At 63.2% G+C, this 26,692-nt stretch carries 19 protein-coding genes; 9 read left to right on the top strand and 10 right to left on the bottom strand.

What is annotated here, in order from left to right; all coding sequences use genetic code 11:
- Positions 1-128: 128 nt before the first annotated feature.
- From rnr to B5F88_RS09665, 5 genes are all read right to left on the bottom strand, one after another.
- Entirely contained in the window at positions 129-2,159 is a 2,031-nt protein-coding gene (gene rnr, locus B5F88_RS09685) for a ribonuclease R (protein ID WP_087345039.1), read from the bottom strand.
- Positions 2,160-2,263: 104 nt separating this feature from the next.
- A complete protein-coding gene (locus tag B5F88_RS09680) occupies positions 2,264-3,118 on the bottom strand; it encodes a helix-turn-helix transcriptional regulator (protein ID WP_087345035.1) in 855 nt (284 codons plus the stop codon).
- Positions 3,119-3,271: 153 nt separating this feature from the next.
- Positions 3,272-3,508, bottom strand: coding sequence for a preprotein translocase subunit SecG (secG, locus tag B5F88_RS09675; RefSeq protein WP_204246220.1), 237 nt, complete (start codon positions 3,506-3,508; stop codon positions 3,272-3,274).
- Between the two features lie 131 nt (positions 3,509-3,639).
- Positions 3,640-5,412 (bottom strand): ABC transporter permease, encoded by a 1,773-nt coding sequence (locus B5F88_RS09670; RefSeq protein WP_087345032.1) that lies wholly within the window; start codon positions 5,410-5,412, stop codon positions 3,640-3,642.
- Positions 5,402-6,169: an ABC transporter ATP-binding protein gene (locus tag B5F88_RS09665; RefSeq protein ID WP_087345029.1), complete on the bottom strand. Its 768-nt coding sequence runs from the start codon at positions 6,167-6,169 to the stop codon at positions 5,402-5,404. Before B5F88_RS09665 ends, B5F88_RS09670 begins: the two co-directional genes overlap by 11 nt.
- A gap of 200 nt (positions 6,170-6,369) precedes the next feature.
- Here B5F88_RS09665 and B5F88_RS09660 point away from each other — a divergent pair, with 200 nt between their 5' ends.
- Both B5F88_RS09660 and B5F88_RS09655 read left to right on the top strand, forming a co-directional pair.
- The gene (locus tag B5F88_RS09660; protein WP_087345026.1) at positions 6,370-6,744 is read left to right on the top strand and encodes a RidA family protein; all 375 of its coding nucleotides are present in this window, start codon (positions 6,370-6,372) and stop codon (positions 6,742-6,744) included.
- Positions 6,745-6,995: 251 nt separating this feature from the next.
- Entirely contained in the window at positions 6,996-8,324 is a 1,329-nt protein-coding gene (locus B5F88_RS09655; protein ID WP_087345020.1) for a solute carrier family 23 protein, read from the top strand.
- Between the two features lie 51 nt (positions 8,325-8,375).
- On the opposite strand, the gene B5F88_RS09650 is transcribed toward B5F88_RS09655, so the two are convergent.
- Positions 8,376-9,014 carry a helix-turn-helix transcriptional regulator gene (locus B5F88_RS09650; protein ID WP_087345017.1) on the bottom strand — a complete coding sequence of 213 codons (639 nt, stop codon included), beginning with the start codon at positions 9,012-9,014 and terminating at the stop codon, positions 8,376-8,378.
- Positions 9,015-9,388: 374 nt separating this feature from the next.
- On the opposite strand from B5F88_RS09650, the gene ssnA reads away from it, so the two are divergent.
- From ssnA to arcC, 7 genes are all read left to right on the top strand, one after another.
- Positions 9,389-10,729, top strand: coding sequence for a putative aminohydrolase SsnA (gene ssnA, locus B5F88_RS09645; RefSeq protein ID WP_087345014.1), 1,341 nt, complete (start codon positions 9,389-9,391; stop codon positions 10,727-10,729).
- 37 nt (positions 10,730-10,766) lie between these two features.
- Entirely contained in the window at positions 10,767-13,763 is a 2,997-nt protein-coding gene (gene ygfK, locus B5F88_RS09640) for a putative selenate reductase subunit YgfK (protein WP_087345011.1), read from the top strand.
- 67 nt (positions 13,764-13,830) lie between these two features.
- Positions 13,831-16,413 carry a selenium-dependent xanthine dehydrogenase gene (xdh, locus tag B5F88_RS09635; RefSeq protein ID WP_087345008.1) on the top strand — a complete coding sequence of 861 codons (2,583 nt, stop codon included), beginning with the start codon at positions 13,831-13,833 and terminating at the stop codon, positions 16,411-16,413.
- 287 nt (positions 16,414-16,700) lie between these two features.
- On the top strand, positions 16,701-17,939 hold the full coding sequence (dpaL, locus tag B5F88_RS09630; protein ID WP_087345005.1) for a diaminopropionate ammonia-lyase: 1,239 nt from the start codon (positions 16,701-16,703) through the stop codon (positions 17,937-17,939).
- A 59-nt stretch (positions 17,940-17,998) separates the two neighbouring features.
- Positions 17,999-19,390: a YgeY family selenium metabolism-linked hydrolase gene (locus tag B5F88_RS09625; RefSeq protein WP_087345001.1), complete on the top strand. Its 1,392-nt coding sequence runs from the start codon at positions 17,999-18,001 to the stop codon at positions 19,388-19,390.
- 64 nt (positions 19,391-19,454) lie between these two features.
- Positions 19,455-20,654 (top strand): knotted carbamoyltransferase YgeW, encoded by a 1,200-nt coding sequence (gene ygeW, locus B5F88_RS09620; RefSeq protein WP_087344997.1) that lies wholly within the window; start codon positions 19,455-19,457, stop codon positions 20,652-20,654.
- A 135-nt stretch (positions 20,655-20,789) separates the two neighbouring features.
- A complete protein-coding gene (gene arcC / locus B5F88_RS09615) occupies positions 20,790-21,731 on the top strand; it encodes a carbamate kinase (RefSeq protein ID WP_087344994.1) in 942 nt (313 codons plus the stop codon).
- A 57-nt stretch (positions 21,732-21,788) separates the two neighbouring features.
- On the opposite strand, the gene B5F88_RS09610 is transcribed toward arcC, so the two are convergent.
- From B5F88_RS09610 to B5F88_RS09595, 4 genes are all read right to left on the bottom strand, one after another.
- Complete coding sequence (locus B5F88_RS09610; protein WP_140402082.1) at positions 21,789-23,471, bottom strand: phosphodiester glycosidase family protein; 1,683 nt, start codon at positions 23,469-23,471, stop codon at positions 21,789-21,791.
- Between the two features lie 89 nt (positions 23,472-23,560).
- Positions 23,561-24,085, bottom strand: coding sequence for a helix-turn-helix domain-containing protein (locus B5F88_RS09605; protein WP_087344986.1), 525 nt, complete (start codon positions 24,083-24,085; stop codon positions 23,561-23,563).
- A 90-nt stretch (positions 24,086-24,175) separates the two neighbouring features.
- The gene (locus B5F88_RS09600) at positions 24,176-25,336 is read right to left on the bottom strand and encodes an aminotransferase class V-fold PLP-dependent enzyme (RefSeq protein WP_087344983.1); all 1,161 of its coding nucleotides are present in this window, start codon (positions 25,334-25,336) and stop codon (positions 24,176-24,178) included.
- Entirely contained in the window at positions 25,333-26,514 is a 1,182-nt protein-coding gene (locus tag B5F88_RS09595; RefSeq protein ID WP_087344980.1) for a hypothetical protein, read from the bottom strand. The genes B5F88_RS09600 and B5F88_RS09595 overlap by 4 nt, the downstream gene beginning before the upstream one ends.
- Positions 26,515-26,692 lie beyond the last annotated feature (178 nt).

Here is a 26,692-nt window from a genome sequence, read left to right as displayed (position 1 = left end):
GGGCTCCGGCGTGGGGGTAGGCGTCACGGTGGGAGTGGCCTCCGGCGTGGGCGTAACCTCCGGCTGACCGCCGCAGGCCGCTAAAGCAAATACCATCAGTAATAGAACCGGTATGAGCCAACGTTTTGTCATCGCTTTCTCCCTCCCTTGCGGCGCTTGGGCACGTGCATGGACCGGCCCCGGCCCTTCCCCTCCTTCCGGCGGGGCGGTCTGGACCGCTCCTCCTGTTTGGGCTTCCGGGCGGGCACGGGGACGCCGCCGGGCAGGATGAAGTCGATCTGGCCGGACACCGGATCGGCGGCGGCGCACTCCACCTCCAGCTCCATGCCCAGGGCGTACCGGCCATTGGGACCCTGGAGGGTGAGCCGGGCCTCGTCGTACTCCCAGGGTCCGCCGGGCAGGGCCTCCGCCGGCAGCAGCCCCTCCACCCCGCCGGCCACCATGACGAACAGGCCGAACCGGGTGACGCCGGTAATGGCGCCGGTGAACTTCTCCCCCAGCTGATGGGACATATACTCCGCCAGATACCGCTTTTCAATCTCCCGCTCGGCCTGCTGGGCGGCCAGCTCCCGCTGGGAGGACTGGAGGGCGGCCCGGGGCACGGCAGCGGTCAGCCGCTTCCCTTCCTTGTTCCACTTGCCGTCCAGAAGGGCGGTGAGAATCCGGTGGACCATCAGATCCGGGTAGCGGCGGATGGGGGAGGTAAAGTGGCAGTAGTAGGGGGCCGCCAGGCCGAAGTGGCCCAGGTTCTCCCCGTCGTACCGGGCCTTCATCAGAGAGCGGAGCACCATCATGGACACCGCCCCCTCCTCCGGCTTTCCCTTGGCCCAGTCCAGCAGCTTCTGCAGGCCGGGGCCGTCGGCGGTCTTGAGATCATAGCCCAGCGGCGCCACCAGGGTGCGCAGGGCGTCGGTCTTTTCGGTGGAGGGCTTTTCGTGAACCCGGTAGACGCAGGGTTTCCCCGCCCGGGCCAGGTGCTCTGCCACACACTCGTTGGCGGCCAGCATGAAGGCCTCGATGAGCTTTTCGCTCTCCCCCTGGCGGCGGAGCAAAACAGCCACCGGCTCTCCCTGGTCGTCGCACACCACCTGGCTCTCCTGGGTCTCCAGGTCCAGGCCGCCCCGGCGGCGGCGGCGCTCCTCCAGCACCCTGGCCAGGGCGGCCATGTCCTGCAGCATGGGCAGGATATGGTTGTACTTTACCGCCAGGGCCGGGTCCTCCCCCGCCAGCAGCTTGTTGCAGTCGCCGTAAGTCATCCGCTCGGCGGACCGGATCACGGTCTTGGCAATCCGGTGGTCCGCCACAGCCCCCTCCCGGTCCAGGGTCAGGATGCAGGACAGGGTCAGCCGGTCCACCTGGGGGTTGAGGGAGCAGATGCCGTTGGACAGGGCCTCGGGCAGCATGGGCACCACCTGGTCGGCAAAGTACACCGAGGTGCCCCGCTCATAGGCCTCCAGATCCAGGGGGGTGCCGGGCTGGACATAGTGGCTCACGTCGGCGATGTGGACCCCCAGCACCCAGCGTCCCTGTTCGTCTTTCTCCAGGCTCACCGCATCGTCAAAGTCCTTGGATGTTGCCCCGTCGATGGTGATGATGGTCTTGTCCCGCAGATCCAGCCGCCCCTCCAGGGCGGCGGTCTGGACAAATTGGGGGATGGAACGGGTCTGCTCCATCACCTCCGGGGGAAAGTCCCGGTGGATGTCGTTTCCGTACAGGATGGCCGCCACGGCGCTCTCCCGCTGGTCGGCGGGGCCGAAGGTCTCCCGCAGGGTGCCCACGGGGGGATGGCGGTCGCCGCCGAAGCTGGTCATGGACACCGCCGCCCGCTCCCCCACCCGCAGGTTCCGCCGCTTGGTGGCCACCTGGATCAGGCCGGGCAGCCGCTGGCTGTCCGGGCAGAGCCACAGGGCCCGGTCGTGCTTTTCCAGCACGCCGATGACCGTCTTGTTGGCCCGCTCCAGCACGCCGGTCACCCTGGCCGTCCGGCGGCCGGTGGCCGGGTCCTCCTCGGTAATGACGGCGGATACCTTGTCCCCGTTCCAGGCGCTCCCCTGGGCCCGGGGCGGGATGAAGCAGTCCTCCCCCTCCTCCGGAATGAGAAATCCAAATCCACGGCCGGTGGCCTGGTAAGTTCCTGTGAGTTTTTGTAATTCTTTCATATATAATTCCTTTCTGTGTTCACTCTACTTATTATACCCCCTTTTCTTTCCGGTCTCAACGAAAAGATAGGCCCTCCGGCAAAGCCGCCGGAGGGCCCGCAGGATCAGCCGGGCACCTGTTTCCGCCTGCCCCGGAGCAGGGCCAGGGTCAGCGTGATTGCCGCCGCCAGGGCGGCGGTCTGTCCAGCGGCGCAGGCCCCCTGGAGCAGACCGGTCACCAGCCCCGGCAGCTGGATGAGGCCGGTCTCGTCCGCAAACAGTCCAAAGAACAGGGCGCACAGCCGCCATATCAGCAGCGCCGCCGCCCACAGCACCGCGGTCAGCCCCACCATTGGGGAGGTAGGCTCCTTCCGAAGGCCGGAGAAGCTGCGGGCCGTGGCCACTGTCAGGGCCGCCATGACCGCCAGCATCACCCAGCCGATGAACAGGCGGAAATAGTTCATCTCCCGGGTAAAATGGGGGGTGGCGAGGACCAGGCGCCAGGTGATGCCGGTGGCCATGGTCCAGTAGACCTGCTGAGGCAGATAGACCGCCCAGGCGCACCACAGCCCCAGCCGCAGCCGGACCTTCAGACAGAGGACCCCGCACAGCAGAAAGGGCAGCAGGAGCATCAGGCTCAGCAGCAGCCCCTCCAGCCCCCACAGCAGGGTGAACAGCAGCAGGCCCAGCAGCCCCACCGCCAGCAGTACCCCGCCCAGCACCTGGCGGCCCTGGGGCTGGGCTGCCGTGGGCGGCTCCGGTTCGCGCTCCTTCTCCTCATCCCCTTCCCCGCACACCAGTTCATCCAATGTCACGCCGAACCGGCGGCTGAGGGCCACCAGCTTGTCCAGGTCGGGCACCGAGCTGTCGGTCTCCCACTTGGACACCGACTGCCGGGACACCCCCAGCGCATCGGCCAGGTCCCCCTGGGACAGGCCCCTGGCCTTCCGCAGGCGGCAGATCTTCTCTCCCAATGTCATGGTACTCCTCCTTCCGCTTTCCCAACCAGCATAGCCGAAAGGGGCGGATTTGTCCACCAAGCGGCCTTTCAATGGGCGCAACCAACAGTTGCATCCGGCATTTTTCCAACAAAAAACGCCCTTCCGCAGTCGGAAGGGCGTTTTTTCGGTTTCTCAGAGCAGGCAGATGACAAAGGTGAGGATCATAAATCCAATGGCCACCCACTTGGTCATCTTGGCCAGCTTGGCGTCCCAGCTCTTGGCCTTGTTCTTGGCCATAAAGGTGTCCGCCACACCGGCGATGGCACCGGACAGGCCGGCGCTCTTGCCGGACTGGAGCAGCACCACGGCGATGAGGAACAGGCAGGCCGCCACGTCAATCACGCTCAGAACCAGCTTGGTAATATCCACGCTACATCGTCCTTTCGACCCCGTCACGGGGTATGTCGCTATCGTTTGGCGCTTGCAAACCGCGCCTACTCTCACACGTAAGAGGTATGATAGCACATTTCAGGGCCGATTGCAAGGGTTTTTTCGTTCTTTTACCGGGAAGTGCGCAAAATTCTGCGGCTTCCCCAGCAGGTGGCCAGGAAGTAGCCCCCGTACACCACCAGCAGCAGCAGGGCGGTCACGGCGGAGGAGGCGGCGGCATCCACCTTTCCTACCTCGGCAATGACGGCGTTGGCGGCGGTCATACCCACCGCCGCGTGGACCAGAGCCAGAGACAGGGGGAGGAAGAAGGCCAGGAACACCTGGGCAGTCACCGCCCGTCCCCGCATACCGGCCGGGGCCCCCAGCAGGGACAGGAGCCGGTACTGCCCGGCGGAATCGGCGGCCTGGGTCAGCTGCTGGAGGGCCAGCACCGCCGCCGAGGCCAGCAGGAACAGCACCCCCAGGTACAGGCCGATAAAGAGCACCAGCACCTTGGTGCCCATCATGCCCAGCCAGTTCTGCAGCTTGCTGGACCAGCTGAAGCCCCCCAGCTGGGCCAGGCCGGACACCGCCTCCTCAAATTTCTCCTCGGCGGCGTTCTTGTCTCCGGCGTAGTCGGCCAGGAAGTACCAGTAGTTCAGCGGGGCGGTCTGGCCGCCCTGGTGGGCGGACACTTTCAGCCACTCCCGCTCCAGGAAAGCGTCCGCCTCCTCCTTGCCCCAGCGCTGAACTATGGCGTCATAGTCAGCCTGGGTCAGGACGTTGGAGTTCTCCCCCTGATAGACGGGGAAAGAGAGCCAGGCGGAGCACTCGCGCTCCGGATCAAAGCCCCCTTCCTTTAAAATGGCCGCCAGGTCGGGCTCCGGGTCCTCCGGCTCATTCCAGAAGATCAGCTGCATGTCCCGGGGGCTCATCTGATTGGTCATCTGCTCCACGGTGTTGTTCAGCCCCACCGAGCTGGCGGTGATGCCCAGGGCCAGCAGCAGCATGAGGCAGATGACCGTCATGGAGCGGTAGGTGGTGTTGATGCGGGCGTTGAACTGCCGCAGGACAAAGAGGTTGAGATTTTTGTAGTAGAGCCCCTTGCTGCTCTGGCAGATGCGGAGTAAAAAGCCGGACAGGGACCGGAAAAACAGCAGGGTGCCCAGGCTGCCCAGGCCGATCATCACCCAGAACAGGGTATCCACCCGCAGCAGCCCCCGGGTCAGCAGCATGGCGTAGGCGATGACCAGCAGGACGAGCCCTACCAGGAACAGGGCCACCGAAGCCCCCAGGCTCCGCTGCCGCAGGGTCTGGTTCACCCGATTGGCCCGCATCAGGTCGATGAGCCTGCACCGGGACACGGCGAAGGCGTGGTACACCATCACCAGCAGAAAGATGACGGCAAAGGCCAGGGCGGTCTTGACCAGGGCGGGCAGGGACAGTTCAAAGGTGAAAAAGGTCATGGGTACGGCGAACAGCCCGGCGGTAAAGGCGCTCAGGCCCCAGGCGGCCAGGACGCCCAAAACCAGCCCCGCCGCCAGGGCCAGCACGCCGATGCACACCGTCTCCACCAGCAGCAGCCGGGCCACCTGCCACCGCTCCATGCCCAGCAGCAGATAGGTACCCAGCTCGCTTTTGCGGCGGCGGATGAGAAAGCCGGAGGCGTAGAGGATCAGGAAGGCCAGCACCACCCACACAAAGACGGACAGGATGCCGATGAGCCGCTGGATGGCCTCCACCACGTTGACCTTAGGGTTCTGGGCCAGAAAGCGGAGCACCGACTGGGTTTCCAGGGCGTTGAACACATAGAACAGGCACACGCCGAAGGCAATGGTGAGAAACCACACCCCGTAGTCCTTCACGCTGCGGCGGACGTTTTTCAGGGCCAGCTTAGAGAACATCGCTCTGGTCACCTCCCAGCCGGGTCACCACGCCGATGATCTGCCGGAAAAAGTCCCGGCGGCTCCGCTCTCCCCGCTCCAGCTGGGTGAGCACCGCCCCGTCCTGAAGGAACAGGATCCGGTGGCAGTAGCTGGCGGTAAAGGCGTCGTGGGTGACCATGAGGATGGTGGCCTCCCGCTGGCGGTTCAACGCCTCAAACCGGTCCAGCAGCAGCTTGGCGGATTTGGAGTCCAGCGCTCCGGTGGGCTCGTCAGCCAGCACCAGGGCGGGGTCGGTGACGATGGCCCGGGCCGCCGCCGTCCGCTGCCGCTGGCCGCCGGACATCTGATAGGGGTATTTGTCCATGCAGTCGGCGATCTCCAGCAGCTGGGCGGTCTCCCGTACCTTTTTCTCCACCAGCCCCGGGGCCACCCGCCGGATGGTGAGGGCCAGGGCGATATTCTCAAAGGCGGTGAGGGTGTCCAGCAGATTGCAGTCCTGGAACACAAAGCCCAGCCGCTCCCGCCGGAACCGGGAGATCTGCTTGGGCCTGAGCCGGGTCACCTCCCGGCCCTCCACGCAGATGCTGCCGCTGGTGGGGGTGTCAATGGTGGACACGCAGTTGAGCAGGGTGGACTTGCCGCTGCCCGACGCCCCCATAATGCCCACAAATTCCCCCTGCTCCACCGTGAAGCTCACGTCGTCAATGGCCCGGATCAGGCTGCCCCTGCCGCCGTACTCCCGCACCAGATGTTCTACTTGTAAAATCGGTTCCATCTCTGTATCCTCCCTTTCGTTTGTCTCAGGATAGCAGAACTTTCTTAATTTTTTGCAAAGGCCCTCTTACCCTTTTGTGAAGGCTTTCCCATATTTTTCTTGCATGGGGACAGAATTTTTTTAAGTAGTCCTTGATTTTTTTCTGCGCCCTATTATAATGGAGACGAACACATGCAATATTTTATAAGGAGGACTCTTTTATGAATCAGACCATTACCGCCACCAACGCCCCCGCCGCCGTAGGCCCCTACTGCCACGCCAAGCTGGCCGGCAACACCCTGTACACCTCCGGGCAGCTGGGCCTGGTGCCCGCCACCGGAGAGCTGCCCGCCGGCGTGGAGGCCCAGGCCCGTCAGGCCCTGGACAACCTGGGAGCCGTGCTGAAGGCCGGCGGCATGGACTTCTGCGACGTCACCAAGACCACCGTGTTCCTGGCTGACATCAACGACTTCGCCGCCATCAACGCCATCTATGCCGAGTATTTCACCGGCGAGGCTCCCGCCCGCTCCTGCGTGCAGGTGGCCGCGCTGCCCAAGGGCGCTCTGTTCGAGATCGAGGCTGTCGCCGTTAAGTAAACACCTGTCCGCAAAGAAGCGGCCGCTCTGTGAGCGGCCGCTTCTTCTTTAAACCTACCGGTTTACTATTTGTCAGTTTTCCACCCTTCCCTTTCACCATCCCTTCCACTTTTGTATGTTGTGTACAAATTTTTGCCATTCTTTTTGGTAGGCGACCCGGATTTTTTCCTTGCATCTTTGTGGGAAATCGGTTATAGTTTGGATTGTAAAAAATGTTGTTTGTGCTAAAAAAATTTTGTGAGGTGAAAGGAATGGGTGCCCCAAATCTGAACGGATCTGACACCATTTTCCAATGGAAAGGCATTCCCCAACCGGGACAGCTGGTACCGCTTGGTCTGCAGCACGTGGTGGCTGCGGTGGTGGGCATCATCACCCCCGCCATTCTGGTCTCCAACACCTGCGGACTGTCCGAGGCGGAAAAAACGCTGATGATTCAGGTCTCGCTGATCCTGACCGCACTGGCTACCCTGCTCCAACTGTTCCCCATTTTCGGGCGCATCGGCGCCGGCCTGCCCGTCATCATGGGCATCAGCTTCGCGTACATCCCCACCCTGCAGGCCATCGGCACGGAATTTGACATGGCGACCATCCTGGGCGCGGAGATTGTAGGCGGCTGCGTGGCCATCATCTTCGGCATCTTCGTCAAGTGGATCCGCCCCCTGTTCCCCCCCCTGGTCACCGGCACGGTGATCTTCACCATCGGCCTGTCCCTCTATCCCACCGCCGTGAAGTACATGGCCGGCGGCGCCGGCACCCCCATCTTCGGCACCCCCAAGAGCTGGCTGGTGGCCCTGGTCACCCTGGCCGTGGTGTTCATCCTCACCAACTTCACCAAGGGCATCTTCAAGCTGGGCGCCATCCTCATCGGCATGATCGTGGGCTACATCGTGTCCCTGCCTCTGGGTCTGGTGGACTTCGCCGGCGTGGGCACCTCCCAGTGGGTGGCCCTGCCCCAGTTCATGCCCTTTGAGATCAAGTTCGTTCCCGCCGCCTGCGTGTCCCTGGGCATTGTGTATGTGGTCAACGCCGTGCAGACCATCGGCGACCTGAGCTCCACCACCATGGGCGGCATGGACCGTATGCCCACCGACAAGGAGCTGGCCGGCGGCATCATGGGCCAGGGCGTCATGAGCATCCTGGGCGCCTTCTTCGGCGGTCTGCCCGCCGCTACCTACAGCCAGAACGTGGGTATCGTCACCGTCAACCGGGTCATCAACCGGGCGGTGTTCGCCCTGGCCGCCCTGATCCTGCTGGTAGCTGGCCTGATGCCCAAGTTCGCCTCCCTGCTGACCACCATTCCCCAGAGCGTCATCGGCGGCGCCACCATCTCCGTGTTCGCCACCATCACCATGACCGGTATCCGCATGATCACCGAGGGCGGCTTCACTCCCCGCAAGAGCTCTGTGGTAGGTCTGTCCGTGGCGCTGGGCGTAGGCATCACCCAGGTGTCCGGCTGCCTGGCCGGCGAGGGCTTCCCCAGCTGGGTCAACACCGTGTTCGGCTCCTCCTCCGTGGTAGTCGCCACTCTGATGGCCATTATCCTCAACCTGGTGCTCCCCAAGGAGAACGCCAAGAAATAAGCACAAAAAGCGCCCGGCTCCTTTGGGAGCCGGGCACTTTCCAAGCCGCAATTACTCTTTGGCCTCGTCAATGTAGCTGTACAGCGTATATTTGGAGATTCCGAAGAACTTGCACACCTTGTCGCCGCTCTTGGTGATGAGGAAGGCGCCGGTCTCGTTGAGAAACTGCACCGCCTTCACCTTGTCCTCCTTGGTCATCAGGGCCACCGGCTTGCCCACGATCTTCACGCTCTGCTCAATGAGCTCGTCCAGCAGGTCGGAGACGTTGCGGGAGATGGCCTCCGGCTCCTTCTCCTCCTTCTCGGTGGCGGTGAACTGCTTCAGGGCGGTCTCCATGGCCAGCATCAGGGTAATATCGTAATTGATGCCGAAGATGCCGATGGGGTCCCCGTCATCGTCCCGGATGTAGATGGTGGTGGACTTGAGGATCTTGCCGTCCCGGGTCTTGGTCAGGTAGCTCAGGTGATCCTGCAGCTGGCTGTTTTCCCCCCGCAGGGCCTCCAGCACCACATGGGAAGGGCCGTCCCCCACCTTCCGGCCGGTGACCTGGCCGTTCTCAATGGCGACGATGGAGCTCTCCGGGTCATTGGTGGCCAGGTCGTGGACCACCACCTCGCAATTGGGTCCAAACTGGCTGGCGATCCCTTTGGCCAGTTTGAACAGAAATTGCAGCGTTGAGGCTTCTAACACGTGGCTTCTCTCCTTTTCATAGCGTACGTTTATTGAAGTTATCTTCTATTTTACCACAGGCGGCTATAATTGCAATAAAATTATGCGGCCTAAAAATTTTTTAGTTTTTCTAATAAAGGTGTTGCATGTCCGGGCGTTTTGTGGTAATATGAATCCGTAGAGCAAAATAATCTGTTCATATTTCACAAATTTTAACATGTGGTTGTGGCTGCAACGGAGTGCTATCGCGCACGGGCTGGATGGACCTGGATTTCGTCTGGGGAGTTGCGGACACACTGCGGCTCCGCTCCAAAAACCGGCGTCCATTCTTTGAAGAATGGGCGTTTTTTTCTTGCGAAAAAGAACATCTTATATCATAACAGGAGGAACTGCATATGCTGCTGGTTGGAAACGGAAAACTGATTACCCGGGATCCGGCTCTGCCCTATCTGGAGGACGGCGCCGTAGCGCTGGACGGCGAGGTTGTCAAGGAAGTGGGCACCCTGGCCGACCTGAAGGCCAAGTATCCCGACGCGGAGTTTGTGGACGCCAAGGGCGGCGTGATCATGCCCGGCCTCATCAACGTCCACACCCACATTTATTCCGGCCTGGCCCGGGGCCTGGCCATTGAGGGCAACAACCCCACCAACTTCCTGGAGGTGCTGGAGGGGATGTGGTGGAACATCGACCGCCACCTGACCCTGGACGGCACCCGGGCCTCCGCCTACGCCACGGTGCTGGACTGCATCCGGGACGGCGTGACCACCATCTTTGACCACCACGCCTCCTTCTGCGAGATTCCCGGCTCCCTGTTCGCCATCAAGGACGTGTGCCAGGAACTGGGCATCCGGGCCAACCTGTGCTACGAGGTCAGTGAGCGGGACGGCGAGGAGAAAACCCGCCAGTCCATCCAGGAGAACGCTGACTTTGCCAAGTGGGCCAAGGAGCAGGACGACGACATGATCAAGGCCATGTTCGGCGGCCACGCCCTGTTTACCATCTCCGACAAGACCTTTGAGGAGATGGTGAAGGCCAACGACGGCATGACCGGCTTCCACATCCATGTGGCCGAGGGCATGAACGACGTGTACGACTCCCTGCGCAACTACGGCTGCCGCCCGGTGAACCGTCTGCTGTACAACGGCATCCTGGGCGAAAAGACCATGCTGGGCCACTGCATCCACGTCTCCCCCGCCGAGCTGGACATCATCAAGGAGACCAATACCATGGTGTGCCACAACCCGGAGTCCAACATGGGCAACGCGGTGGGCTGCTCCCCGGTGCTGCAGATGTACGGCAAGGGCATCCTTATCGGCCTGGGCACCGACGCCTACACCCACGACATGCTGGAGAGCCTGAAGGTGCTGCTGCCCATGCAGCGCCACAACGCCGCCCTGCCCAACGTGGGCTGGTGCGAGGCCACCGGCATGCTCTTTGAGAACAACGCCAAGATCTGCTCCCGCTACTTCAAGAAGCCCCTGGGCGTGCTCAAGAGCGGCGCCGCCGCCGACGTGATCGTCATGGACTACAAGCCCTTCACCCCCTTCTCCACCGAGAACATCGACGGCCATATGCTCTTCGGCATGATGGGCAAGAACTGCCGCACCACCATCATCAACGGCAAGGTGCTCTACAAGGACCGGGAGTTCGTGGGCATCGACGAGGAGCGCATCAACGCCTGGACCATGGAGCAGGCCAAGAAGCTGTGGGGCGAGCTGAACCACCGCACCTACTGATATCTATTCATCTGATCAAATTTGGAGGTCGAATCGTATGAGCGACATTATGCGCCCCATCCCCTTTTCCAACCTGATGAACTGGATCCTGTCCGAGTACAAGAGCCAGGGCTCCATCTTCGGCGTGTCCAAGCTGGTGCGCCACGACAACGGCAAGGCCCTGCCCATGTTCAAGGAGAAGATCGAGTCCCCCTACGGCCCCGCCGCCGGTCCCCACACCCAGCTGGCCCAGAACCTGGTGGCCGCCTACGCCGCCGGTTCCCGGTTCTTTGAGCTCAAGACGGTGCAGATCATGGACGGCGACGAGCTCTCCAAGTGCGTGGCCAAGCCCTGCATCACCGCCGAGGACGAGTGCTACAACTGCGAGTGGTCCACCGAGCTGTACGTGCCCCAGGCCTTTGACGAGTACGTGAAGGGCTGGTTCGCCTGCAAGCTGCTGGCCAAGGAGCTGGGCCTGGGCGACCCCGACGGCTTCGTGTTCAACATGAGCGTGGGCTACGACCTGAAGGGCATCCAGAGTGAGAAGATCGACAAGTATATCGAGGGCATGAAGGACGCCTCCGGCAGCGCCGTGTGGCAGGAGTGCATGGACTGGGCCCTGAACAACCTGGACAAGTTCCAGAACGTGGACGCCGACTACGTGAAGGGCATCTCCCCCAAGGTCTCCAACTCCATCACCGAGTCCACCCTCCACGGCTGCCCCCCCGACGAGATCGAGCGCATCGCCACCTACCTCATCACCGAGAAGAACCTGAACACCTACGTCAAGTGCAACCCCACCCTGCTGGGCTATGAGTTCGCCCGCAAGACCCTGGACGGCCTGGGCTTTGACTACATCGCCTTTGACGACCACCACTTTGTGGAGGATCTGCAGTGGGCCGACGCGGTGCCCATGTTCCAGCGGCTGATGAAGCTGACCGCCGAGCGGGGTCTGGAGTTCGGCGTGAAGCTGACCAACACCTTCCCCGTGGACGTGAAGGCCGGAGAGCTGCCCAGCGAGGAGATGTACATGTCCGGCCGCTCCCTGTACCCCCTGTCCCTGTCCCTGGCGGGCAAGCTGGCCAAGGAATTCGGCGGCAAGCTGCGCATCTCTTACTCCGGCGGCGCCGACTACTACAACATCAAGGACCTGTTCAACGCGGGCATCTGGCCCATCACCATGGCCACCACCGTCCTCAAGTCCGGCGGCTACCAGCGGTTCAGCCAGATCGGCAACCTGCTGATGGACATTGACTACGGCCCCTGGGCCGGGGTGGACCCCGCCAAGGTGGAGGGCATGGTCACCGCCTTTGCCTCTGATAACCACTACCAGAAGCCCATGAAGCCCATCCCCAGCCGCAAGACCGACAAGAAGGTCCCCCTCATCGACTGCTTCTCCGCCCCCTGCCGCAACGGCTGCCCCATTGAGCAGGACATCCCCGCCTACCTGATGCGGGTGAACGCCGGCAAGTTTGAGGAGGCCCTGGAGATCATCACCCACCGCAACGCCCTGCCCTTCATCACCGGCACCATCTGCTCCCACCGCTGCCAGGACAAGTGTATGCGCAACGCCTATGAGGAGAGCGTGTATATCCGCACCCAGAAGCTGAAGGCCGCCGAGGGCGGGTTTGACGCCCTGCTGCCCAAGCTGAAGCCTGGCGCTCCCGTGGCTGGCAAGAAGGTGGCCGTCATCGGCGGCGGCCCCGCCGGTATGTCCGCCGCCTACTTCCTGGGCCGCTCCGGCGTGGACGTCACCGTATTTGAGCGCAAGGACTCTCTGGGCGGCATCGTCCGCCACGTGATCCCCGCCTTCCGCATCAGCGATGAGGCCATTGACAACGATGTCAAGCTGATGAACGCCATGGGCGTGAAGGTGGAGCTGAACACCGAGGTCAAGGACGTGCAGGAGCTCTTCAGCAAGGGCTACACCCATGTGATCCTGGCCACCGGCGCCTGGGAGAAGGGCAGCGCCGGACTGGAGTACGGCCAGGAGATGAACGTCATTGAGTTCCTGGAGAACGCCAAAAAGAACCCCGGCAGCCTGAACCTGGGCAAGCACGTGGTGGTCATCGGCGGCGGCAACACCGCCATGGACGCCGCCCGGGCCGCCAAGCGTATCCCCGGCGTGGAGAGCGTGTCCCTGGTCTACCGCCGCACCAAGCGCTACATGCCCGCCGACCAGGAGGAGCTGGAGTTTGCCCTGGAGGACGGCGTGGAGTTCAAGGAACTGCTGGCTCCCGTGGGGGTGAAGGACGGCGTGCTCACCTGCCACGTGATGGAGCTGGGCGCCCCCGACGCCTCCGGCCGCCGGTCCCCGGTGGACACCGGCAAGGTGGCTGAGGTGCCCGCCGACACCGTGATCACCGCCGTGGGCGAGAAGGTGGACACCGCTCTGTACACCGCCAACGGTCTGGAAGTGGATAAGCGAGGCAAGGCTGTGGTGAACGCCGACACCCTGGAGTCCTCCGTGAAGAACGTGTTCGTCATCGGCGACGGCATGAAGGGCCCCGGCACCGTGGTGGAGGCCATTGCCGACGCCACCAAGGCCGCCCGGGCCATCGAGAACTTCGACGTGGACACCTACGTGGACAAGAACGTGAACCCCGACTACCAGAAGCCCCTGTCCCGGCGGGGCGACCTGTGCGCCGACTGCAAGAGCAGCAGCGAGATCCGCTGCCTGGGCTGCGCCACCGTGTGCGAGACCTGCACCGAGGTGTGCCCCAACCGGGCCAACGTGGCGGTGGCGGTGCCCGGCATGCGCCAGCGGCAGATCATCCACGTGGACGGCATGTGCAACGAGTGCGGCAACTGCGGCACCTTCTGCCCCTACGACTCCCGGCCCTACAAGGACAAGTTCACCCTGTTCTGGAGCGAGGAGGATTTCCAGAACAGCGAGAACCAGGGCTTCCTGAAGCTGGACGGCACCAAGACCCGGGTGCGTCTGGACGGCCAGGTGAAGGAGTACGACGTGGCCGACGAGAGCTACGGCCTGTACGATCCCCTGCGCCGCCTGATCTGCGCGGTGTACGACAACTACAGCTATCTGCTGAAATAAGCGGCCAAAAGCCTGCCGCCCCCTGGGGGCGGCGGGCTGAACCCGCATCAGAAAAGAGGTACCTCACATGAGCGAGAGCTATTCCTTTACTGTCAACGGCGTCCTGCGTACCACCCAGGAGGACAAACCCCTGCTGCGCTATCTGCGGGAGGACCTCCATCTGACCTCGGTAAAAGACGGCTGCAGCGAGGGCGCCTGCGGCACCTGCACCATTGTGGTGGACGGCAAGGCCGTCCGCTCCTGCATCCTCACCACCAAGAAGGCGGTGGGCAAGACCATCCTCACCGTGGAGGGCCTGAGCTATGACGAGCAGGAGGCCTTTGTGTACGCCTTCGGCTCGGTGGGGGCGGTGCAGTGCGGCTTCTGCATCCCCGGCATGGTAATGGCGGGCAAGGCCCTCATTGACCAGAACCCCAACCCCTCTGAGGGTGAGATCAAAAAGGCCATCCGGGGCAACGTGTGCCGCTGCACCGGGTACAAGAAGATCATCGAGGGCATCTCCCTGGCCGCCGCCATCCTTCGGGGAGACGAGAAGATTGACCCCGCTCTGGAGGGGGGCGACCGCTACCAGGTGGGCGACCGGGCCTTCCGCACCGACGTACGGGAGAAGGTGCTGGGCACCGGCGAGTACTGTGACGACGTGGAGATGGAGGGCATGGTCCACGGCTCGGCCATCCGCTCCCAGTATCCCCGGGCCAGGATCCTGAACATTGACGCCTCTGAGGCCCTGGCCATGCCCGGCGTGCTGGCCGTCCTCACCGCCGACGACGTGCCCCACAACAAGGTGGGCCACCTGCAGCAGGACTGGGACGTGTTCATCGCCAAGGGGGCCGTCACCCGCTGCGTGGGGGACGCCATCTGCATGGTGGTGGCGGAAAACGAGGATATTCTCCGGGAGGCCAAAAAACTGGTGAAGATCGACTACGAGCCTCTGGAGCCGGTGCGCACCATCCAGGAGGCCATGGCGGAGAACGCCCCCCTGGTCCACTCCAAGGGCAACCTGTGCCAGTCCCGCCACGTCACCCGGGGCGACGCCAAGACCGCCCTGGCCAACTCCAAGTACGTGGTCACCCAGCGGTATCAGACCCCCTTCACCGAGCACGCCTTCCTGGAGCCCGAGTGCGCGGTGGCCTTCCCTTACAAGGACGGGGTGAAGGTGTACACCTCCGACCAGGGCGTGTACGACACCCGGAAGGAAATCTCCATCATGCTGGGCTGGGAGCCCGAGCGGATCGTGGTGGAGAACAAGCTGGTGGGCGGCGGCTTCGGCGGCAAGGAGGACGTGTCGGTGCAGCATCTGGCGGTGCTGGCCGCCCTGAAGGTGAACCGCCCGGTGAAGGTGAAGCTGACCCGGCAGGAGTCCATCAATTTCCACCCCAAGCGCCACTATATGGAGGGTACCTTCACCCTGGGCTGCGACGAAAACGGCATCTTTACCGGCCTGGACTGCGAGATCTACTTCGACACCGGCGCCTACGCCTCCCTGTGCGGCCCGGTGCTGGAGCGGGCCTGCACCCACTCGGTGGGTCCCTACTGCTACCAGAATACCGACATCCGGGGCTTTGGCTACTACACCAACAATCCCCCCGCCGGCGCCTTCCGGGGCTTCGGCGTGTGCCAGAGCGAGTTTGCCCTGGAGTCCAACATTAACCTGCTGGCCGAGAAGGTGGGCATCTCCCCCTGGGAGATCCGCTACCGCAACGCCATCGAGCCGGGCAAGGTGCTGCCCAACGGGCAGATCGCTGACTGCTCCACCGCCCTGAAGGAGACCCTGCTGGCCGTCAAGGACGTATATGAGGCCAACATGGACCACGCCGGCATTGCCTGCGCCATGAAGAACTCCGGCGTAGGCGTGGGCCTGCCCGACAAGGGCCGGGCCAAGGTGATCATCCGGGACGGCAAGGTGGAGCTGTACTCCGCCGCCTCCGACATCGGCCAGGGCTGCTTCACCGTCTTTGTGCAGGTCATGGCCCAGACCCTGGGCCTGCCCAAGGAAAAGCTGAAATGCATGGGAGCCAACTCTGAGCTGGCCCCCGACTCGGGCACCACCTCCGGCTCCCGCCAGACTCTCATTACCGGCGAGGCTGTGCGCATGGTGTGCGAGGATGTGAAAAAGGACCTGGACGCCGCGGGCGGCGACCTGACCCAGCTGGAGGGCAAGGAGTACTTTGCCGAGTTCTTCGACCCCACCGACAAGCTGGGCGCCGACGTACCCAACCCCAAGAGCCATATCGCCTACGGCTTCGCCACCCATGTGGTGATCCTGGACGATGAGGGCAAAGTAAAAGAGGTGTGGGCCGCCCACGACTCGGGCAAGGTGGTCAACCCCATCTCCATCCAGGGCCAGATTGAGGGCGGCGTGCTCATGGGTCTGGGCTATGCCCTGACGGAAAAGTTTACCCTGAAGGACTGCGTGCCTCAGGTGAAGTTCGGCACCCTGGGCCTGATGCGGGCCGACCAGATCCCCGACATCCACGCCATCTATGTGGAGAAGGAGGAGCTGCTCCCCTTCGCCTATGGCGCCAAGGGCATCGGCGAGATCGCCACCATCCCCACCGCCCCGGCGGTGCAGGGGGCCTACTACGCCCGGGATCACATCCTGCGCACCTCCCTGCCCATGGAGGATACCTTCTACAACAAGAAAAAATAACCCCCATTTACCCTCCCCTTGCGAAGGCCGGACGGCCCTCCCCAGGGCCCTGGTCCGGCGGCTGCGGCCGCGCTGTACCAGGGCCCCTTTTTTCTCACTTCACTGTAAAGCGCGAAAGGGCGGAGCCATTGATATCCCATGGTTTTTGCCCTACCAAAAAAATTTTTAGCTTTACATGAAATTTTTTAGTTTTCCCTCTTGACATCTGCTCCACACGTGGTATGATTGTGTCAGAAATAAGCTGAAAAATATGCAGGCTTCAAAAACATTTTGGAGGCGACAGATTGATGAAAGACCAGATCAAATGGGTCCTGAACAAGATGCCTAAGAGCGACGACAAGCAGCTGAGTGTGATGTCGCTCTCCAACGTGGCCAAGGCCCGGTTCTTCCACAGCTCCTTCCCCCAGTACTCCATCACTCCTCTGGCCCAGCTGGAGGGCATGGCCAAGTACCTGGGCCTGGGCGGCCTTTTCGTCAAGGATGAGTCCTACCGCTTCGGCCTGAACGCGTTCAAGGTACTGGGCGGCTCCTTCGCCATGGCCCGGTACATCGCCAGCGAGATGGGCCGGGACGTGTCTGAGATGACTTACGACTATCTGACTAGCGAGGCCTTCCGCAAGGAGTTCGGCCAGGCCACCTTCTTCACCGCCACCGACGGCAACCATGGCCGGGGCGTGGCGTGGGCGGCCAACAAGCTGGGCCAGAAGGCCGTGGTACATATGCCCAAGGGCAGCGCCAAGTCCCGCTTTGACAACATCGCCAAGGAGGGCGCCAAGGTCACCATCGAGGAGGTCAACTACGACGACTGCGTGCGTATGGCCGCCGCCGAGGCCGAGCAGACCGAGCACGGCGTGATCGTGCAGGACACCGCCTGGGACGGCTATGAGGAGATCCCCTCCTGGATCATGCAGGGCTACGGCACCATGGCCAACGAGGCCGCCGAGCAGCTGCGCCAGTGCGGCGTGAACCGGCCCACCCACGTGTTCGTGCAGGCCGGCGTGGGCTCCCTGGCCGGCGCCGTGGTGGGCTACTTCGCCAACCTGTTCCCCAACGATCCTCCCAAGTTCGTGGTGATGGAGGCCCGGGCCGCCGACTGCCTGTACCAGGGCGCGCTGGCCGGGGACGGCTCCCCCCGCATCGTCACCGGCGACCTGCAGACCATTATGGCCGGCCTCGCCTGCGGCGAGCCCAACACCATCTCCTGGGATATCCTGCGCAACCATGTGTCCGCCTTCCTGTCCTGCCCCGACTGGGTGAGCGCCAAGGGCATGCGGATGCTGGGCGTGCCTGTTAAGGGCGACCCCACCGTGATCTCCGGCGAGTCCGGCGCGGTGGGCATGGGCGCTCTGGACGCCATCATGTGCGACGACACCTATAAGGAGCTGCGGGAGGCTCTGGAGCTGGACCGGTTCAGCCAGGTGCTGATGTTCTCCACCGAGGGCAACACCGATCCCCTGAAGTTCCGCCGGGTGATCTGGGACGGCGAGTATCCCACCACCGACACCCCCCAGCACCCCTATCAGTAAGTAAGCAAGACCCATTTGGGATGAAGAAAAGGAAAAACTAAGATTTGGAGGTCACTGACATGGATTTTGAGAAGATCAAAGCCGCCGCCGAAGGCTACAAGGCCGACATGACCCGCTTCCTGCGGGACATGATCTCCCATCCCAGCGAGAGCTGCGAGGAGAAGGAAGTGGTCGCCTGCATCAAGGCCGAGATGGAGAAGCTGGGCTACGATGAGGTGGAAGTGGACGGCCTGGGCAACATCATCGGCTGGATGGGCCAGGGCGACAAGATCATCGCCATCGACTCCCACATCGACACCGTGGGCATCGGCAACATCAACAACTGGACCCACGACCCCTACAAGGGCTATGAGGACGACGAGGTCATCTACGGCCGCGGCGGCTCCGACCAGGAGGGCGGCATGGCTTCCGCCGTGTACGGCACCAAGATCATGAAGGAGCTGGGCCTGATCCCCGACGGCTACAAGATCATGGTGGTGGGCTCCGTGCAGGAAGAGGACTGCGACGGCATGTGCTGGCAGTACATTGTCAACAAGTTCTTCCCCGCCAAGGGCATCAAGAAGGAGCAGGTTGAGTTCGTCATCTCCACCGAGCCCACCGACGGCGGCATCTACCGCGGCCACCGCGGCCGTATGGAGATCCGGGTGGACGTGAAGGGCGTGTCCTGCCACGGCTCCGCTCCCGAGCGCGGCGACAACGCCATCTACAAGATGGCCGACATTCTCCAGGACGTGCGCGCCCTGAACGAGAACGACGACGCCGACTCCACCGAGATCAAGGGTCTGGTCAAGATGCTCAACCCCAAGTACAACCCCGAGCACTATGAGGACGCCCGTTTCCTGGGCCGCGGCACCTGCACCACCAGCCAGATCTTCTACACCTCTCCCAGCCGCTGCGCTGTGGCCGATTCCTGCTCCATCTCCATCGACCGCCGCATGACCGCCGGCGAGACTTGGGATTCCTGCCTGGAGGAGATCCGCAACCTGCCCAACGTGAAGAAGTACGGCGACGACGTGAAGGTGTCCATGTACATGTACGACCGTCCCTCCTGGACCGGCGAGGTGTACGAGACCGAGGCCTACTTCCCCACCTGGATCAACAAGGAGAACGCCGCCCACGTGCAGGCTCTGGTGGACGCCCACCACGCCCTGTTCGGCGAGAAGCGCATCGGGCCCGACGGCGCCATGCACCTGCGCAACCGTCCTCTGATCGACAAGTGGACCTTCTCCACCAACGGCGTGGCCATCCAGGGCCGCTACGGCATCCCCTGCGTGGGCTTCGGCCCCGGCGCCGAGAGCCAGGCGCACGCTCCCAACGAGATCACCTGGAAGAAGGACCTGGTGTCCTGCGCCGCCCTGTACGCCGCCGTGCCCGGCCTGTACAAGGAGGAGAACAAGACCGCCGATGTGTCTCAGTTCCGCGCCGGCAAGACCAACAACGACATCAAGTAATTTTCTTCCCGCAATTACTTCCATTACTTCTTAAAATCTGAATTTTGAAAAGGAGACGATCCACATGGACGCCAAGCTGCAGGCTTATATTGACAAACTGAACAAGCTCAACTTCAAGGAGATGTACAACGGCGACTTCTTCCTGACCTGGGAGAAGACCGACGACGAGATCGAGGCCGTGTTCACCGTGGCCGACGCTCTGCGCTACATGCGCGAGAACAACATCTCCACCAAGATCTTCGAGTCCGGCCTGGGCATCTCCCTGTTCCGCGACAACTCCACCCGTACCCGGTTCTCCTTCGCCTCCGCCTGCAACCTGCTGGGCCTGGAGGTCCAGGACCTGGACGAGGGCAAGAGCCAGATCGCCCACGGCGAGACCGTCCGTGAGACCGCCAACATGGTGTCCTTCATGGCCGACGTCATCGGCATCCGGGACGATATGTACATCGGCAAGGGCAACGCCTACATGCACGAGTTCATGGACGCCGTGACCCAGGGCAACCAGGACGGCGTGCTGGAGCAGAAGCCCACTCTGGTGAACCTGCAGTGCGACATCGACCACCCCACCCAGGCCATGGCCGACATGCTGCACATCATCCACCACTTCGGCGGCGTGGAGAACCTGAAGGGCAAGAAGATCGCCATGACCTGGGCCTACAGCCCCAGCTACGGCAAGCCCCTGTCCGTGCCCCAGGGCATCATCGGCCTGATGAGCCGCTTCGGCATGGACGTTGTCCTGGCTCACCCCGAGGGATACGAGGTCATGCCCGAGGTTGAGGAGGTCGCCAAGAAGAACGCCGAGAAGTCCGGCGGCACCTTCACCAAGACCCACTCCATGGCCGAGGCCTTCAAGGACGCCGACATCGTGTATCCCAAGAGCTGGGCTCCCTTCGCCGCCATGGAGAAGCGCACCAACCTGTACGCCGAGGGCGACAGCGAGGGCATCAAGGCTCTGGAGAAGGAGCTGCTGGCTCAGAACGCCAACCACAAGGATTGGTGCTGCACCGAGGAACTGATGAAGACCACCAAGGACGGCAAGGCTCTGTACATGCACTGCCTGCCCGCCGACATCAACGACGTCTCCTGCAAGGACGGCGAGGTTGAGGCTTCCGTGTTCGACCGCTACCGCGATCCTCTGTACAAGGAGGCCTCCTTCAAGCCCTACATCATCGCCGCCATGATCTTCCTGGCCAAGTGCAAGGATCCCCAGGCCACTCTGAAGGCTCTGGAGGAGCGCGGCCTCGCCCGTTGGTTCAACAAGTAAGCGTAAGCTGCTTTTGAACGGATAGACTTCCATTTCTTTTCCCTTCATCCACGGCCCGTCCGCATAGGTCCTCCTGCCTGACTTTGTGCGGACGGGCCGCACTATTTCAAATTTTATGACCGAGGTGTTTACCATATGGGCAAGCGTATCGTAATCGCGTTGGGCGGCAACGCGCTGGGCAACAACCTGCCCGAGCAGATGATCGCCGTGAAGCAGACCTCCAAGGCCATCGCTGACCTGATCGAGGAGGGGCATGAGGTCATCATCGCCCACGGCAACGGCCCCCAGGTGGGCATGATCCAGAAGGCCATGGCCGAGCTGACCCGGTCCGACCCGGAGAAGTACATCCCCTGCCCCCTGTCGGTGTGCGTGGCCATGAGCCAGGGATACATCGGCTACGACCTGCAGAACGGCCTGCGGGAGGAGCTGCTGGACCGGGGCATCAACAAGGGCGTGGCCACCGTGCTCACCCAGGTGGAGGTAGATCCCCTGGACCCCGCCTTCCAGAACCCCACCAAGCCCATCGGCGCCTTCATGACCAAGGAGGAGGCCGACAAGCTGGTGGCCGAGCGTGGCTATAACGTCATTGAGGACGCCGGCCGTGGCTACCGCCGGGTGGTGGCCTCTCCCAAGCCCCAGTCCATCATCGAGATCGAGTCCATCCGGGACATGGTCTCCGCCGGCCTGGTGGTCGTGGCCTGCGGCGGCGGCGGCATCCCCGTCTACAAGACCGAGGGCCACCACCTGAAGGGCGCGGCCGCCGTCATTGACAAGGACTTCGCCTCCTGCGTGCTGGCTCAGCAGGTCAATGCCGACACCCTCATCATCCTCACCGCCGTGGAGAAGGTGGCCATCAACTTCGGCAAGCCCGAGGAGCAGTGGCTGGACGAGCTGACCCCCGATCAGGCCCGCAAGTACATCAGCGAGGGCCACTTCGCCCCCGGCTCCATGCTGCCCAAGGTGCAGGCCGCCGTGGAGTTCGCTGAAAGCGCCCCCGGCCGCTCCGCCCTCATCACCCTGCTGGAGAAGGCCAAGGACGGCGTGGCCGGCAAGACCGGCACCGCTATCCACCTGTAAACATCAAAAAAATCCCCATTCCATTCGGAATGGGGATTTTTTCTGTCTTTCTGTCGCTCAGGGATTCACATAGACCCGCAGAGTGGTGGTGATCTCCCGGCCGGGGGTGGCGATATACTTGCCGTCGTAGTACATGCCGCAGGAGGCGCCGCCATCCAGGTTGATGGCGTCCACGCAGCCCAGGGCCAGCATCAGCTCCCGCATCTGCTGGATCTTGGCGCCGCCGGGGACGGAGACCAGGATCAGCTTACCGTCGGCGCTGATGCCTGCGGCGGAGCGGGGGGAGACAATGGTGGTGAACCGCTCCTCGGTGAAGGGGGCCTCCAGTTCCGTGTAGATGGCGCCGTCCTGCACCAGACGGGGACCGCCGGCGATCAGGTCCACCACGTTCTCAATCTGGAAACCCTCGGCGTCCTCCTTGAGCAGGTAGGGCTCGATGGTGACGCTCTCGCCCACGGTGGGCTGCTGGAAGTAGGAGGTACCCATAAAGCCGGTACCCATAAACATCACATAGCCGTTGGCGGGGATGGACACCGCGGTACCGGCGCTGACGGGGTTAAAGGAAGTGATCACGCCGTTGTCAATGACAAGCGCGTTGCCAGCGGAGGTAAAGGTCACGGAGGAGCCGTAGGCCCGGCTGTACAGATTGCTGTAGGTGGCGCTCTGGGCGGCGGTGTTCATCTCATAGGCGGACCACTCCTTGCCGCTGCTGGCCTTCACCCGGATGAACATGCCGGGCCGGCCGGTCATCAGATCGCCGTCGGCGGTGATGCCCAGGCAGTTATAGCCGGAGTTGATGTACATGAGCTGCCCGTCGGCGATCACGTGGCCGTTGGGGGTCTTTTTCGCGCTGCCGGAGTTGAAGAAGTTGGCGTTCATCACCAGCTTGGCCCCGCCGGAGTTGTTGACAATGGTGGAGAAGGGGGCGGTGGAGCCCACCACGCCGTTGACGATGTTGGCGTGTACCTCCACCTTGGGGTTGTGGGTGTTGACGGTAAAGACGTGGGCGGTGACGCCGGCCAGGTTCTTCACCTCATAGCTGATGGTGGAGTTGTCGTAGGGCACATAGGTATAGGTCCACTTGCTGCCCCCCAGCACGCCGGCGGCGGTGGCGTCAGCGGCGGTAAACACCCCCTGATCCACCAGGGACTGGGCCAGCGTCTGGCTGCCGTCCTTCATCTGGCACATCAGGGCGGCGTAGGACAGGTCCACCATATCCCCCCGGTTCATGGTCACCTTGGCCAGGGTGGAGGCGGAGGCCGAGTCCATCATGGAGATCCCGGCGGCAAAGGACAGGGCGTCCGACCAGCTGAAATCACCGTTGGCGTCGCTGTACCCCAGGGCCCGCAGCAGGAAGGTGACATAGCCGTTGGCGTTCAGGGTGGTGTTGGGCGCGAAGGTGGTGGCGGAGGTGCCGTTGGTCAGACCGTTCTGGTAGGCGTAGGAGACATAGTTGTCTCCCCAGCTCACATCGGTAAAGGGGGACGGCTCGGTGCAGGCCAGAGCCTCATCCTCCAGGCCCAGCAGGCGGATGAGCATAACCAGGCCCTGGATGCGGGTGGGAACGGCGTCCAGCTGGTAGCCGCCGCCGGTGCCCTGGAACAGGCCCAGGGAGGCCAGCTGATCGGCCCGCTGGGTGGACTCGTCGCTGGAGCCGGAAGCCCCGGCGGGCACCACCAGCAGACCCACCAGCAGCGCGCAGGCCAGTGCCAGGGACAGGATGCGCTTTTTCAGGTTCATGGGAAATCCTCTCCTTCTTTTGTAGATCATTCCAATCATACCATATCAGAGAGGAGATTGTAAACTGAAGCGTCAGCATATGCCTTTTTTCATGTTCTCAAGAGCAGGGTATAATAGATTGGGATGGTGAGATAGAGCATCCAACCTGGGTGCCAGTTGTCCAGCAGAAAGCCTGTGATGAGATACACAACCGTTATCACCACGGCGTAGACCGCATCCAGATGCAGCAGATGGGTGATGACAGGCATGCCTACCATCAGCGCCAGCGTAAGCAGCCAAAGGAGTTTTTCCTTCTTGGCCTGCCGTTTCTTGTTCCGTTTCCGCTCCAGACGCTCCTCCGCGTCCTCGAAGGCCTGGGCCGCCTCAAAGACCTCCCGCTCCTCCCGGGCCTCGGCGCTCTCCTCCGGCCGGGCGGGCTGAAGCAGCAGCTCGTCCAGGGAGATGCTGTACAGCCGGGCCAGGGCGATGAGGTTGTCGGTATCGGGAGAGGACTCCGCCCGCTCCCACTTGCTGACGGCCTGGCGGCTCACCCCCAGACGGGTGGCCAACTCCTCCTGGGAGTAGCCGTGCACCCGCCGCAGGGCCACCAGCCGGTCGGCGATCTCGATATTCATGGGCATCCCTCCTGGGGTTAGTTTATCCGCTCCAGAGACAAAGCGCCACCCATTCCGCTTTTCATGGGCGCAACTATCGGTTGCGGCGGCCTACAGCAGGGCCTCTATGGCCCCTTCCATGTAGTCCAGCTCCCCAAAGGTGGTAAAGGGGCCGATGGAAAAGCGCACCGCCCCCTGGGGGAAGGTACCCAGGGTCTGATGGGCCAGGGGCGCGCAGTGGAGGCCGCAGCGGGTCTGGATGCCGTATTCCTGCTCCAGCCGGAAGGCCATTTCGGCGTTGTCGGCATGGGTAAAGTCCACCGACACCACCCCCACCCGGTTGTAGGGATCGTCGCTGCCCAGCACCCGCAGGCCCTCCCCGTCCAGCTCCTTCAGCCGGTACCACAGGTGGCGGGCCAGCTTCCGCTCCCGCTGCCGCAGTTCCTCCCCCTGCTCCAAAAGGTAGTCCAGGGCGGCCCCCAGGCCCATGATCCCCGGCAGGTTCAGGGTGCCCGGCTCCAGCTTGTCGGGCAGGAAGGGGGGCATATGCAGGGACTCGGACATGCTGCCCGTTCCTCCGGAGACCAGGGGCTCCAGCTCCGCCGCCAGAGCGTCGGTCACCGCCAGCCCGCCGATGCCCTGGGGCCCCAGCAGGCCCTTGTGACCGGGAAAGGCCAGGCCGTCAATGCCCATATCCGTCATATCCACCGGCAGCGCCCCCAGGGTCTGGGCGGCGTCCACCAGGAAGAAGATCCCCCGCGCCCGGCACAGCCTGCCCACCGTGCCAATGGGGAAGAGATTACCCGACACGTTGGAGGCGTGGGTGAGCACCACCGCCCGGATGTTGGAAGTGAGCTTCTCCTCCAGTCCGTCCAGGCTCAGTTCCCCCCGGCCGGTGCAGGGGAGCAGCTCCACCTCCACCCCCCGCGCTTTCAGCTGCTCCAGGGGGCGCAGGACGGCGTTGTGCTCCATGGGGGAGGTGAGCACCTTGTCCCCCGGCCGCAGCAGGCCATGGAGCAGCAAATTCAGCCCCCAGGTGGCGCCGGGGGTAAACAGCACGTTGCGGCTGGAGGGGGCGTTGACCAGCTTTTGCAGCTTTTCCCGCACGGACAGCACCTGTCCGGCGGCGTCCATGGCGGGGGCGTAGCTGCCCCGGCCCACGTTGCGGCCCACCCGCTCTATGTATTGACACATGGCCTCTCCCACGCCGGGGGCCTTGGGAAAGGAGGTGGCGCCGTTATCCAGATAGACGTTCTCTCTTCGCTTTCTCATAAATCCGTCTCCACAGTCAGATGGAAGGAGTAGCCCTCCCCCCGCATTTGGCTTATTGCCTGGGGCAGCATGGCAAGCACGGTTTCGCTGTCATCCAGCAGGATCCGCACCAGCCCCTGCTCCCCCTCCAGCTCCTGCAGCAGGGCGGAGCGCTGGACGCTCTGGCTCCGGCCGTCGTCCCTGGCGTCCAGGCCGCCGGACCAGCAGGCCCAGCCCGCCTGAGCCATGGCCCGCTGGGCCTCACCGTCTCCCCCCTCCAGATAGACGATGTGGGGGCGCAGGCGGAGGTAGTCCTCCAGCCACGCGCTGCCCTGCTCCGCCTCCTCCAGGGCCTGCTGGGCGCTGGTCTCCTGGATGCTCAGGCCAATGGTGTGGCCGGAGCCCACCGCCCGGCGAATGGCGGCCTCGTTCTCCGCCAGCTCCTCCGGCCGGAAGAGAAGCAGCGCCCTGAGCCCCGCCTGCTCCAGGGCGTCCAGCAGCTGCTCCGCTCCGGAGCCGGTACACTGGAAGGCCAGGGCCACCGTCAGCTGCCGCTGGCCGGTGTCCTCCGGCGTGCTGGAGGGCCGGACGGTGGAGCTGGTGTTCCCTCCAACGGAGGCGGCGGGGCTGGAGGCGGCCGCCAGCACCTCCATGTACTCATTGTAGCGCACCCGCATGGAATTGGTGGCGGAGTCCACGAATTTGGAGGTGCTCAGCCACTCCTGGCCGTTGGTAATGCGGATCAGGGTGCCGTATTGCGTGGGGGTATAGCTGTAGCTCAGGCCAAAATAGCGGCACACCCCGGTGAGGGGCACAAACACCCGGCCGTTGCGCACCACCGCCTTCATCTCCATATCCTCGCCGGTGCCCGCCTCCTGGCAGGTGCCGGCGTTGACGTCAAACACCAGGGTTCCCTCCAGGCTGTAGAGGGAGAACAGGTACTTGGAGCCGCTGTGCTCCTGGCCGTAGGAGACCCCCAGGTTCACCCCGGTGTAGGTCCAGTCAAAGGCGTGGTAGGGCACATACATGCTCCCCCCGATCCGCACCGGCATGGCCTCCAGCGGCAGGTTGAGCATCTGGTCGTTTTCCGCCATGATGTAAATATCCACCTCGTCGGCCATGGCCTGGGTGCCGGCCAGCAGCCCCACCGCCAGCACGGCGGCGCACAGGCAGACCAGCAGCCGCCTCCATCGTGCCATCCGACCGCCTCCCTTCTGCAAGATATCTGATTATACCACGGATGCCGCCGGGGGTAAAGCGGGCCTTGCGCCCCATTTTCCCCCATAGTATAATGGAAAAAAGTTCTCCGGGGATTTAATGGGATTTTAACACTTCCTAAATGCCATCTTCAACGGCGGGCCGGTATACTGATACCAT

Origin of the sequence: Flavonifractor sp. An306, assembly GCF_002159455.1 — a bacterium.
Lineage (GTDB): Bacteria > Bacillota > Clostridia > Oscillospirales > Oscillospiraceae > Flavonifractor.
This window is presented reverse-complemented; position numbering and strand designations above follow the sequence as displayed.